12 protein-coding genes are annotated in these 12,402 nt (G+C 45.8%); 3 read left to right on the top strand and 9 right to left on the bottom strand.

Going from position 1 to position 12,402, the window contains the following annotated elements:
• Positions 1–22: 22 nt before the first annotated feature.
• From SP90_RS08945 to kdsB, 6 genes are all read right to left on the bottom strand, one after another.
• On the bottom strand, positions 23–808 hold the full coding sequence (locus SP90_RS08945) for a PhzF family phenazine biosynthesis protein (protein WP_066854718.1): 786 nt from the start codon (positions 806–808) through the stop codon (positions 23–25).
• Positions 809–978: 170 nt separating this feature from the next.
• Positions 979–1,404, bottom strand: coding sequence for a DUF1634 domain-containing protein (locus tag SP90_RS08940; protein WP_066854717.1), 426 nt, complete (start codon positions 1,402–1,404; stop codon positions 979–981).
• 12 nt (positions 1,405–1,416) lie between these two features.
• Complete coding sequence (locus tag SP90_RS08935) at positions 1,417–2,379, bottom strand: sulfite exporter TauE/SafE family protein (protein ID WP_231895551.1); 963 nt, start codon at positions 2,377–2,379, stop codon at positions 1,417–1,419.
• A gap of 504 nt (positions 2,380–2,883) precedes the next feature.
• On the bottom strand, positions 2,884–3,684 hold the full coding sequence (locus SP90_RS08930) for a tetratricopeptide repeat protein (protein WP_066854715.1): 801 nt from the start codon (positions 3,682–3,684) through the stop codon (positions 2,884–2,886).
• A gap of 29 nt (positions 3,685–3,713) precedes the next feature.
• Positions 3,714–4,838 carry a glutamine-hydrolyzing carbamoyl-phosphate synthase small subunit gene (carA, locus tag SP90_RS08925; RefSeq protein WP_066854714.1) on the bottom strand — a complete coding sequence of 375 codons (1,125 nt, stop codon included), beginning with the start codon at positions 4,836–4,838 and terminating at the stop codon, positions 3,714–3,716.
• A complete protein-coding gene (kdsB, locus tag SP90_RS08920) occupies positions 4,838–5,587 on the bottom strand; it encodes a 3-deoxy-manno-octulosonate cytidylyltransferase (protein ID WP_066854712.1) in 750 nt (249 codons plus the stop codon). The genes carA and kdsB overlap by 1 nt, the downstream gene beginning before the upstream one ends.
• Positions 5,588–5,815: 228 nt before the next feature.
• Here kdsB and SP90_RS08915 point away from each other — a divergent pair, with 228 nt between their 5' ends.
• On the top strand, positions 5,816–7,021 hold the full coding sequence (locus SP90_RS08915; protein ID WP_456236149.1) for a DNA polymerase IV: 1,206 nt from the start codon (positions 5,816–5,818) through the stop codon (positions 7,019–7,021).
• Positions 7,022–7,078: 57 nt separating this feature from the next.
• Here SP90_RS08915 and SP90_RS08910 read toward each other — a convergent pair whose 3' ends face one another.
• The 3 genes from SP90_RS08910 to SP90_RS08900 all read right to left on the bottom strand — a co-directional run bounded on the left by SP90_RS08910 (position 7,079) and on the right by SP90_RS08900 (position 8,967).
• Positions 7,079–7,690: a hypothetical protein gene (locus tag SP90_RS08910; protein WP_066854708.1), complete on the bottom strand. Its 612-nt coding sequence runs from the start codon at positions 7,688–7,690 to the stop codon at positions 7,079–7,081.
• A gap of 9 nt (positions 7,691–7,699) precedes the next feature.
• The gene (locus SP90_RS08905) at positions 7,700–8,131 is read right to left on the bottom strand and encodes a hypothetical protein (protein ID WP_066854706.1); all 432 of its coding nucleotides are present in this window, start codon (positions 8,129–8,131) and stop codon (positions 7,700–7,702) included.
• 302 nt (positions 8,132–8,433) lie between these two features.
• A complete protein-coding gene (locus SP90_RS08900) occupies positions 8,434–8,967 on the bottom strand; it encodes a Spy/CpxP family protein refolding chaperone (RefSeq protein WP_066854705.1) in 534 nt (177 codons plus the stop codon).
• Between the two features lie 239 nt (positions 8,968–9,206).
• Between SP90_RS08900 and SP90_RS08895 the strand changes: the two genes are divergently transcribed.
• Positions 9,207–11,024 carry an ATP-binding protein gene (locus SP90_RS08895; RefSeq protein WP_066854703.1) on the top strand — a complete coding sequence of 606 codons (1,818 nt, stop codon included), beginning with the start codon at positions 9,207–9,209 and terminating at the stop codon, positions 11,022–11,024.
• Positions 11,024–12,379 (top strand): sigma-54-dependent transcriptional regulator, encoded by a 1,356-nt coding sequence (locus tag SP90_RS08890; RefSeq protein WP_066854701.1) that lies wholly within the window; start codon positions 11,024–11,026, stop codon positions 12,377–12,379. Before SP90_RS08895 ends, SP90_RS08890 begins: the two co-directional genes overlap by 1 nt.
• The last annotated feature ends 23 nt before the right edge of the window (positions 12,380–12,402 follow it).

The raw sequence follows: 12,402 nt of genomic DNA, 5'->3' as shown, positions 1-12,402 counted from the left end.
AAGGATACCAGAGAATATTTATTTAAAGTGTAATCGTTCCTTGAAGATACGTGATGGCTTTTCCTGAGATCGAAACACGTTCTCCTAAGTCTTTGCACATAAGCTCGCCCTTTCTTTCTGACAGCTGCGTTGCTCGCATGTGCTTTTTACTGAGCCGCTTACTCCAGTAAGGAATTAAGGAGCAATGCGCAGAGCCTGTGACAGGGTCCTCAAATATTTGCGCCTGCGGCGTGAAGAAGCGGGAGACGAAGTCAACGTCACTTCCTGGTGCAGTAACGCAGATTCCGCCGGGGTCGGTGTTAATCTGGTTAAGCATGGCTACGTCAGGATTCATATTTTTAATGACTTCTTCTGATTCAAAAACAAGGACGTAATCTCTTGAGCGGAGGATTTCTGTTGGTTGTATTTGTAGAGCATCTACAATGAGTTGTGGAATATCGCTGGGAGCAGGTGGTCGGGAAGGAAAATTCATGGTGAGCAATTCCCCTTCCACTGTAACGGTTAATGTTCCGCTTTGAGAGTAAAACGTCATTGAAGATAATGCAGGGTTTATATGCCGCGCAATAACGTGAGCAGACGCCAGTGTGGCATGCCCGCATAAATCTATTTCAATTTCCGGAGTAAACCATCGTATTTCGTAGCCGTCATTAAGCGGTTTTAAAAATGCTGTTTCTGCTATGGCATTTTCAGCCGCAATTTTTTGCATTGTTGGTTCTGGCAACCATGAATCAAGAAGACAAACTGCGGCAGGGTTTCCCTGGAATGTTTTGTTGGCAAACGCATCAATTTGATAAATCGGTATGTTCATGGTGTCTCCAAGGAATATTGATGAGGGAGTTAGTATTATCTCGTTGTCAGGCTGATTGTATTGAACAGTAGCTGAAAGAAGTTGGGAAATCAAAATAACTGCCTGTAGTAAAAAGAAAAGCCTCCGGCCTGTAAGATCGGAGGCTTGGCAGTATTATAACGTAGTCGCGGTTAGTGTCCGCCACTTCCGAGAATACCGGAGGCAGCAAGAGTAAGAACAGCAATTTCAGCCAAGACAATACCGAGGTAGATGTAATCACCACAGCGGAAGTACGGCATAATGAGCGTTGCGTAACAGATGATTGTCATCACTGCCAGCAGTGCAAGACCGATGAAGTTGATGAAGTCACCGGTTCCAACAAGCGCTAACCAATCCCAGCCTGTAGGGCTGTTGGTAGCCTGTAAATAATCATGAACTCCGAGGTGCCAGTTGTTAACAACAGTTTCAATAGGCACATGCGGAGGAAGGATACCTAGTGCGTATACTGCATAGGTAACAATCATAATCAGGATACCGAGGTAAGCACCACGCTCCAGAATGATTGCATAGCGCATTTGTTCTGGAGAAGTTACACATGTATTAGTTTGTTTTGTCATGACTTACCTCCCTTAACCCATAATACCGAGTCCAAGACCTTTATCAAGAGCCTTGAAGCCAGCAAAGAAGAGAACGCCAATAACCATGTAGCGGATAAAAGATGCTTTTGCCACTGCGAGCAGGCGTACGCCTACGAGTGAGCCGAGCATCAGACCGATAATGGACGGAATGGCGATCAGTGGAATAACAGCACCCTGGTTCATGTATACCCATGCAGCAGAAGTATCTGTGATGGAAAGTAAGAACTTGGATGTTGCTACGGATACTTTAAGTGGAGCACCCATGAGAAGGTTGAGAACAGGAATGTTTGCCCAGCCTGCACCAAGACCGAACATACCTGCCATGATGCCAATTACGACAAACAGCAGAAGACCGGTAAATGTGCGGTGAGTTTTCCATTCAAATTCTTTACCTGTTGCCTGATCCTGATAAATACCTTCGATACCAAGAGCATGACTGATAGCGTCCTGCTTGGTTACCACTGGGTATTCGGAGTTTTTAGAACAGAGCAGCAGTATGGAGATACCCATAATGGTAGCACCGAGAGCTGTCTGAACATAACGTGGGTCGAGCTTTGAAAGGTACAGACCAAGCATAGCACCCACAACCGCACAGGCGGAGGCAATAAGCGCCATAGGCAGCGCAAGGCGCAGACTTGCAAGGTTACGCTTCAAAAGACCAGGTCCCGCAGCAAGGGCACCGGCAAGCGCAACCATAAGGCCTGCACCACGAACAAAGTCGATATGGAACGGGAAGAAACCGGAAACCAGTGGTACGTAGAGTACGCCACCGCCAACACCGGCCAGAACCGCGATCACACCGAGTACAAAACAGAAAACAAGCAAAATGAGTGGCCAGAACCACCATGCATGTCCCGCACCGCCGCCGGCGGCAGCGCCGGTAGCAGCAGCTTCTGTAGCAAAAGCACCCATCGGGGATGCAAATACTACTGCGCTAACCCAAAGGGATAGCATCGTAAAAAATCTAGTAACGTTTTTAAGCATTTTTTCCTCGCATAACTTACGTTGACCTCTAATCAAAAGTTGTTCCGTACTTTTGGGTTAAAAGAATGTGAAAAATATGTCAATCACCTCATAGTGAGAGAGTTGCTTGAGTAAGCATCTGATATTCAAGTTTTTTGTCACTTTGCTACATTTTTTTATTGACGTGTAGCGTTGAAGTAGAACGAAAAAAACAGTGAGATAGAGCTTTTTTTCACGTGCTTTTTAGAGAATATCGGGTTGAAGTTATGAAGAAGTATTATTTTTAGTGCAACTTTGTGTTTTATTGCACAAATAAAAATAATTAGAACTTCAAACTTTTTTCGTGCAAGTTTTTTTCTATATTTGGTGAAAAGTCAATAAAAGAAATGTGTAGGAACTGTAGTGAGAAGCATAAAAAAGAGCAGATGGAAAATTTCCATCTGCTCTAGATTTTTTGCGTGCACAGGTGAGCGTTAGCTCTCCCTGCAGAAGGGGTTATGCAAGGCGTTTTTTGGCAAAGGCGAGCATTTTTTCAGCTTCTTTGAATTCCGGATCAAGCTTAAGCGCCATGAGAGCGGATTTTGCACATTTATCCCATTTTTCCCAGTCTACATATACGCGACCGAGGTTAAAGAATAAGTGCGGATCCTTGCCTGCTACGCGTACAGCTTTTGCAAAGTACTTTTCAGCAACTTTGAATTTGCCGAGTTTGCGCAGTGCCATACCGATGCTGTTGTAGTAGCGGATATTTTCCGGTGAAAGATCAATTGCTTCAGCAAGTCTTTCATAGGCCTCATGGTATAACCCTGCACGGATGTACCGTTCAGCAATATCGCTTTTAAGCTCTGCATCCTCAGAAAATCTGTTGAGCAAAGAGTTAAAAACAGCAACAGCGCTTTGGTGTTGACCAGAGTCTAGAAACGCTTGTCCCTTTTCCAGTTCTGCCTGCTTTTGTCTTTCCAGTGCTTCAAGCATTTGCTGAGCTTCGTCAGTAACACTTTTCTGAAGCTCAACGAGAAGTTCCTTAACTGTTTCCAGTAATTCGCGCTCTTTTCCTTCTTTATAGGTAAGAACAATCGGGAAAATCTCTTTCAGCTTGGGTACAGCAGACAAGTACATAGTACTGTCTTCAAGCAGTCGCACAAACTCCTGCCTTTCGGCTTTCATAAGCGGGTGCTTTAAGTATGCGATAAGGCCGTCGTGCAGCGCCTGTGCTGCCATTTGAACCTTATCTTGCTTTAAGTACGTGCGAACGTTGCTTAGCTGGGAACGAGCTTTAGTCAGTTCAGCAGACATTCAAACCCCCTTCGGGAAGCATAAAGAAGCTACTTGTTAAGACCTTCCTTAACCATGTCACTGAATCGTTTAAAGAAGTAGTGACTGTCGTTAGGCCCAGGACAAGCTTCTGGATGGTGCTGCACAGAAATAACTTTCTTAGTTTTGTGTGCGATGCCCTCAACGGTGTCATCGTTAAGGTTAATGTGTGTGATCTCAACATCGTCACTATCCAGTTCTACACAGAAACCGTGGTTCTGCGAAGAAATCTCAATGCGCCCGGTTGTCAAATCTTTAACAGGATGGTTACAGCCATGATGTCCGAATTTAAGTTTGGATGTTGTACCGCCCAAGGCGTGTCCAAGCAGCTGATGACCAAGGCAGATACCGCCGACTGGCATCATGTCACAAAGCTTTGTAATTTCGGCAATTTCGTCTTTTAGTGTAGCAGGGTCTCCAGGGCCGTTGGATAAGAATACGGCATCAGCACCTGTTAATGTAACCTGCTCTGCTGTAAATGACGGAGGAACAACTAATAAGTCAAGTCCCTGTTCATGCAATAACCGTAAAATATTCCATTTAATACCAAAGTCATATACAACAACTTTTGGACCTTTGCCAGTCCAGTTGTATACCCCGTCTACAAGTCGGACGTTTTGCGGACGAACACCATCCCATCGGTATACATGTGTTGGTGCAACGTCTTTAACAAGGTTGAGTCCTTCCATAGACGGAAGTGCTTTTGCTTTTTCAACAAGCTTTTCTACATTCAGTTCTTCAGTAGAAATGATTGCACGCATTGCGCCATTCTTGCGGATATGGCTTGTGAGTGCTCTGGTATCAATACCTTCAATACCAAGTACACCGTTGCGTTTGAGGTAATCCGGCAAGGAAGCAACAGAACGCCAGTTGGAAGGAACTTTACAGCACTCTTTTACGATAAGTGCTGAAGCGTGAACTCCGCCTGACTCAATATCCTCTTCAGTTACGCCGTAGTTACCGATAAGCGGGTATGTCATACATACCATCTGTCCAGCGTAGGAAGGGTCGGTCAAAATTTCCTGATATCCGGTCATACCAGTGTTGAAGATGACCTCACCGCCAGTTTCACCGGGTCCGGTGAATGAGCGACCCTCAAGTACAAAGCCGTCTTCAAGTGCCAAAATGGCTTTCATCAGGCGTTCTCCCGTAAAAGTTTTAAAATTACGTCTATATCTTCAGGACGATCCACACCGTGTGTCTTATGCTCAGTGCATACTACTCTGATTGGAACATTATTCTCTAAAAGACGCAGTTGCTCAAGTCGTTCTAAACGCTCTAAGCTTGACTGTTCCCATTTTGTGAACTGCTTTAAAACTCCGAAACGGAATGCGTATAAGCCGATATGCCCAAGATATCCGACTGTTGTATCACCTTCACGTACAAACGGTATGCATGCGCGGGAGAAGTAAAGTGCATCACCATTTTTTGCCTGAACAATTTTTACTTTGTCAGGACTGGCGGCTTCCTCGGCGCTTATATGATGTGCAAGCGTGGCCACCTGTACATTACCGTCTGTTAAGAAAGGGGAAACAAGTTCGGTGAGCATAATCGGGTTGAGTGCAGGTTCATCACCCTGAATATTGACTATTACAGCGTCTTCACCAGCACCAAGCAGACATGCAGCTTCATAGACCCTGTCTGTACCACTGGGGTGGTCATTGCGGGTCATTACGTATTCCACGTCAAGCTTGCGAGCCATTTCTGCAATACGTTCGTCGTCAGTCGCCAGAACAACCTTGTCGAATTCCGGGCATGAGCAGGCACGTTGATATACATGCCAGAACATGGGCTTACCTTCGATAATGGCAAGCGGTTTGCCGGGAAAACGAGTGGAATCGTATCTGGCGGGAATAATACCAAAGCAGGAAGCTGTTAGAGCCATATGCGCACCTAATTCCCTGCACGGCAGGGATTTTGTAGATTGGACACAGAAAAGCCCCACGGTACGGGGCATTGTTTAAACCGTCAGAGAGTATGGTAAAAAAAATGAAAAGAAAAGAGAAAAATTAATTTTGCTTATCTTGCTGAAATAAAAATACTCTTACTGTGAAACTGTACTAACACACGTTGCAGGGTGATAGAGCTTCAGTCTGCTGAGGCATTCTGCTATATGTTGCGGATGAAACGCTGCATCATGCACCTTGATATGGACGCCTTTTTTGCTTCCGTAGAGCAACTAGATAATCCTGAATGGCGGGGAAAACCCGTTATTGTTGGAGGATACGGTGAGCGCGGTGTTGTATGTGCAGCTTCATATGAAGCCCGCAAGTACGGTGTGCACTCTGCCATGCCGATTGTTCAGGCTCGCAAGCTGTGTCCGCACGGAATATACACAGCTACAACCAGAGGCCGGTATCTGGAACTGTCCCGCAAAGTCATGGACGTCCTTCACTCGTATTCTCCGGTCATTGAAAAAGCTTCGATTGATGAAGCATACATTGATGCGACAGGGACAGAGCATCTTTTTGGTTCCCCTCTGGAACTGGCAACGAGTATGAAAAAAGGAATTTATGATTCAGTGGGGCTGACCTGCTCTATAGGTATTGCTCCTGTAAAGTTCCTCGCAAAAATTGCCTCTGACTATAACAAGCCTAATGGGCTGTATGCCATTTTTGAGAATGAGGTAGCCAGTTTTTTAGCGGAGTTACCTGTCCGCAAAATTCCGGGTGTTGGAAAAAAATTTGTGAGCAAGCTGGATGAACTTGGTGTGACCACTTGCGGTCAGGTGCTTGAATATTCTGCTGAGTTCTGGGAGCGCCGTTTCGGGAAAAGCGGTATTGCTTTGTGGCAGCGAGCAAGCGGGATAGATGATCGCGAGGTTGAAACAGCCACTGAAGCAAAGTCAGAGAGCGCAGAAAACACGCTGCATAAGGATACGCTTGATAAGGCGTTGTTGAAAAAGTGGCTCATGCGTCATGCAGATCGTGTAGGCCAGAATCAGCGTAAATATGGTCTGAAAGGGCGAACTATCACCCTGAAAGTAAAATACTCTGATTTCCAGTCGCTCACACGCAGTAAAACGTTGCCAGACCCGACAAACACCACAGACGTCATTTATCAGGTTGCAGCAGACTTATTGGATGCAATAGATTTGGTGAAGCCGGTTAGGCTCATAGGACTGGGGTTGTCAAATTACGATAACAGTGGTGTGGAGCAGCTTAATATGCTCGATCACATGCAGCATGGCTGTTCGGGTGTTATTCGCGCCACAGAACAACAGCGACGGCTGGATAAGGCGCTGGATGCTGTACGTAATAAATTCGGCAACAAGGCAATCTGTCGCGGCAGCTTGTTTAAATTCAAAGAGGATGACTAGGCTCTTCCTGTTTATGGGCATGCTCCTCGTCCTCCCCTTCCTCAGTCATTCTGATATTTAATACGCCCCTTCTTTTATCTTCATCTGCTTTTTAAGATGCTTCAGTTTGTCGTGCGGAATCTGTTTCGGCAGATAGATAATGCGTTCTTCCGGTTTCCTGTTGCAGCAAGCACATAGGGCTATCTTTCCTCCAAGGCGTGCATGTTCCACAAGCAGCCTCTCCAGCAGCGGCAAATAAATTTCCTTTGCATTAGCAATCTGTACATCCGGTATGAGTGGTGGAATATAGTCTTCCACGCTTACAGGACACTTTGGTGGAGTGTTATGTGGTGAGCAATAGAGTCTGCCAGAGTAAGTCGTCAGAATTCCATGCGGAATTCCCTGCAAAATTGGCAGTGTTACCGCTGAGTTTTCAAACAGCAGTACTGTGTCTATTCCGGCTGCCTGCCGTTTGTTGGCAAGAAGGGTTGTCCTGACTGCCTGCCCTAATTGATTCGATGATGAAATAACAAAGGTTATCTGGTTAAGATACGTAAATGCAGAGGTATCTTCCGGTGAATAAAACTGGCTCGGAAGCGGTGTTGCTGAATATGCAGGATGAATACGTACGCAGCATATTGCGGTAAAAAGAAGTATGCCCCGTAGCAGTGTGGTTGGTGAAAACTGCATATAATTCTCTTATTGTGGAACAGCAGAGCTATCTGTTGTTCGGGTATGCATTCCGGCTGAGATGTCAGTCGTAATGGCTGATACATTGTCCGGAAGCTTCTGTTTATCAATTCCGTATAGTTTCAGGCACTCGGGACAAACAATAATTTCTCCTTCATACCCTGCTTCTTTTGCAAATGGAGTATGCACCAGCAATACTCCTGCCCCTTCCAGAAAGACTGTTGTATGTACTCCTTTTCCATATAGCTTGCTTGCTAGCCTGAAGGTTGTTTGGGCTTTCTCTGGGTTAGCGGTGTTGAGAATAAATGAAACCGGAGCGGGAGTAGGTTGTTCGACGTACACAGTTCCTGAGTTTTTTCGGGCATCATATTGTACAGCAAGTGCAAAAAGCACGGGAAGCAGCGTAACTGCAGCAAGCCACATAATATTCTTTTGATGCATGACCTCCCCCTGCGTTTATTCGTGTTTTGCATACGTATTGTACTACGCAGAATCGGGGGCTCAATTATTGGGCGGGGATAAAAGGTATTTTGCTGAATAACAGAGAAAAAGCCCCGCACTTGAGGAGGTGTGCAGGGCTTTTCTGTGGGGGAGAAAGGATGCCTTATCCTTTTTATTCACATTACCGGACAGGTAATAGCGAATTTATGTACTGTGTAATTCCACCTAAGGTGAAGGACCCGCTGCCACGAGTTGTGAAGTTACACTGTGTCTGAGTGAGAGGAACGTGTGTGTAGGAATTACTATTTAGCTGGTGTTTCAGGCTGAGCCGGTGCTGCTGGTGCAGAGTTCTGCATCATGTTGTCGCAGCCTTTCATCATACCGTGCCCCATGCCTTTTCCACCCATACCGCGGTGCATGCCGTGACCACCGTGACCACGTTTCATGCCCATTGGGCAGTCGCCCATCATTTTGTTGCCGCGATGTGGATTAGCAAGTGGCTCAATACCTACTTCTTTTTTTACTGTAGCTGCGAATGCTTCGCGCTCGGTGCGCATTTCAGCACGCAGTTTATTAATTTCAGTTACGATATTTTTTACTTTTTCTACGTCTACATTTTCATTGTTCATGACGGCTTCAAGTTCTACTCGTTTCGCCCACATTGCGTCGCGAAGCGGAGTTGTTTTCTTGATGAAGCCATCATGCAGAGTCATGTATTTCTGCTGCTGTGCTTCGGAAAGATCTGTCCATGTTGGGCCAGCCGCCAACGCAGCTGTGGTTGCTACTGTCATGAGACATGCTACTGCCAGAAACATTTTTAATGCTTTAAATCGCATAAGGAACTCCTATGTATAAAAATCAAGTAATGGTTCGTGTTTTGCTAGCTAGTATACAGCAACGCGTGTGCCAAACTTACAGATGATAAGTGTTAACTTCGATAAAACAGTAGGTTACGGTGCATTATTAATTTTGTTGCAACGTATGCAATAATAGAGGTGTAAAAAATATAGACAGAAAGCTTTGTGCTGGTTGTTCATTTTTTTTACACTGAAAAAAAAGAATACACAGGGTTGTTATGAAAGAGACCATTCTTCGTAAGAAAAAAGTAGTGCGATCCCAATTTGCTACCTCATTGTGGGTGCTTATCGGGGGCATTATTATCCTTGGACTGGCCATTACGCTTATGACCATTCGGGGTATTAATCAGGAAAATCGTCAATTAGAGACGTTTTATGAAGAGAAAGGTGCGTCTATCATTACAGCTCTGGAAGCCGGTACACGCACTGATCTAAGACATAACATACGGGCGCTCAGGCTCCAGACAATGCTTGAGGAAATGTCCAGCCAGTCCGGCATATTGTTTCTTATGGCAACAGATGCCAACGGGATGATTATTGCCCACAGCGATCCTGCTGTTGTTGGAACACGTGCATTTACCCCGCAGCAGCTGGCAGAGTTGAAGCCCGGCAAGAGTACATCATGGCGGATTATGGAGCAGGGAGAGCATAAAGCTTTTGTTGTATATAGAGATTTTACGCCGTTTAAACGCGGGGACGGTACCTCTTCTCAAAGAATGATGCATGGTATGCACAGAATGATGCGGAATATGCGCAGGGGAGATATCGGATGCACAAAAGAAGAGCATATGTTCCGTCGTAAGCTCTTCCCGCAGGATGGCCCTGCACCTGTTATTTATATCGGTCTGGACGAAAAGACCTTTGCTACTGCCCAGACGGTGAACAGAGAACACGCGCTGGTAAATGCGGTATTTATTCTGCTCATCGGTCTTGCGGGCTTCCTTGCCCTATCGTGGGCACAAAAAGCTCGTCAGTCCCGCAGGCGTTTACAAAGTTCAGAGGCATTAGCCAATGAGGTTATGTACAACTTACCGGACGGCTTGCTTGTGACGGATGATGAAGGCCGTATTGCACTGCTGAATGATATCGCCCTTGAGCAGTTGAATATTAAAGACAGCAAGGTGGTCGGCAGCATGCCTTCGGAAGTTTTACCGGAATGTGTGGCGCGTCTTGTTGAATTGACAGGGGACGAAGCCCTTTCCGAAGTGGAAGTAGAATGCCTTGGGGAGCAGGGTGAAGCTATTCCGGTAGGCGTGAGTGGTTCAGCAGTGACGCTGGATGATGGTACTTCTATTGGATATGTCTACATGCTGCGCGATTTGCGTGAGGTGCGCAGGCTTGAGGCCGAGGTTCGGCGAAAAGAAAAACTTGCAGCCGTAGGCTCTCTTGCAGCGGGTGTAGCGCATGAAATCCGTAATCCGTTAAGCTCCATTAAAGGGTATGCAACGTATTTCGGCAGTCGTTTTGATGAAGGCTCTGAAGACAGAGAAGCAGCCAATATTATGGTGCATGAAGTGGAACGGTTAAACCGTGTAATTACCGACCTCATAAATCTTTCCAGACCATCAGATCTGCGCCGTAGCGAAACAGATATGAATGCGCTGATTGCCCATTGTTTCGGGTTGATAAAACAGGACGCTGCATCGCATAATATTGAGTTGGATTTACAGGCTGATGAAACTATTCCGCAACTCTTTGTTGACCCTGACAGGCTTTCTCAGGCTGTACTGAATATTTGCCTGAACAGTCTTGAAGCGATGCCGGATGGCGGTAAGCTGTCTATGAACCTGTCACATACAGATGAAAAGGTAACGCTTGCCATTGCCGATACTGGTAAAGGTATCAGCAAAGAAGATGTCGCTCGTATTTTTGAGCCGTACTACACAACCAAAAGTCAGGGCACCGGACTTGGGTTGTCCATTGTCCTGAAAATAGTGGAAGCACATGGCGGCACTATTCGTGTCCACTCCAAAGAAGGTGTCGGTGCTCAGTTTGTTATTGAAATTCCAGTGTCACCGGTGGGAGAAAACGCCTAATGAATGCACAAATATTGATAGTTGATGATGATCTGGCGCATCGCTCCATGCTTAAGACCATTATCAAAGGCTGGGGCTACGATGTGGCTGAAGCTGATGATGGTGATGTAGCTGTGGCAATGGTACAGGAACAGTCATATGACTCCATTCTGATGGATATCAGAATGGTAAAAATGGACGGCATAACCGCTCTTGAGCGTATTAAAGAGTATAATCCCTCCATACCTGTACTGATTATGACGGCGTTTTCATCCGTTGATACTGCGGTTAAGGCGCTTAAAATCGGTGCATATGACTATCTTACTAAACCGCTGGATTTTGATGTGCTCAAACTGACGCTTGAGCGCATGCTGGATCACACCCGCCTTGTGACTGAGAATAAAGAATTACGGAGTATTCTGGAGCCGGATACTATGGGAATGGTCGGGAACAGCGAAGTTATCAAAGAACTTCGCCAGATCATTGCAACCGTTGCTCCTTCTGATGCGTCTGTACTTATCACTGGTGAGTCGGGAACAGGTAAGGAGCTGGTGGCAAATGCTATTCATAACGCCAGTAGCCGCGCTGGTGAAACCTTTGTGGCAATAAACTGTGCAGCATTAAGTGAAAACTTGCTTGAATCTGAGTTGTTCGGACACGAGCGTGGAGCATTTACTGGAGCAGACAGGCGCCGTGAAGGTCGCTTTGTACAGGCTGACGGAGGAACCCTTTTTCTTGATGAAGTTGGGGAAATTCCGGTTTCGTTGCAGCCTAAATTACTCCGTGCCCTGCAACAGGGTGAGGTTCAGCGTGTCGGCAGTGACACTGTTGAAAACGTGGATGTTCGAGTCATTGCAGCTACAAACAGAGATTTACCCGAAGAGGTAGAACAGGGTAATTTCAGAGAAGATCTGTATTACCGCTTGAATGTTATAGCCCTTCGTGTGCCAGCTCTTCGTGAGCGCCAGAGTGATATTCCCTTGCTGGCTGAATATTTTATGAAAAAATATTCAAACAAAAACCGCAAGCACATTAAAGGACTTGCTCCTCAGGCGATGGATACACTTATCCGCTATGCATGGCCGGGGAACGTCCGTGAACTGGAAAATGTTATTGAACGTGCTGTCATAATGACAATGGGAGAATATATCTCTACCCGTGAATTGCCGTTGTCCTTATCTTCAAAAGACAATGAAGCACCAATTCAGCCTGCGCAAGCTACTGCATTAACAGGGATGTCTCTTGATGAACTTGAGCGTAAGGCCATTTTGGCAACGTTGGAAGAATGTGAATACAATAAGAGTAAGACTGCAAGAAAATTAGGAATTACCCGCGCAACTCTGCATAATAAGCTAAAACGGTATGGATTTGAGTAGCATTTTATTGCTTATACTAGTAT

The sequence above is a fragment of the Halodesulfovibrio spirochaetisodalis genome, assembly GCF_001672295.1.
GTDB lineage: Bacteria > Desulfobacterota > Desulfovibrionia > Desulfovibrionales > Desulfovibrionaceae > Halodesulfovibrio > Halodesulfovibrio spirochaetisodalis.
Note: the sequence above shows the minus strand (reverse complement) of the source record. Positions and strands in the feature narration are given on the sequence as shown.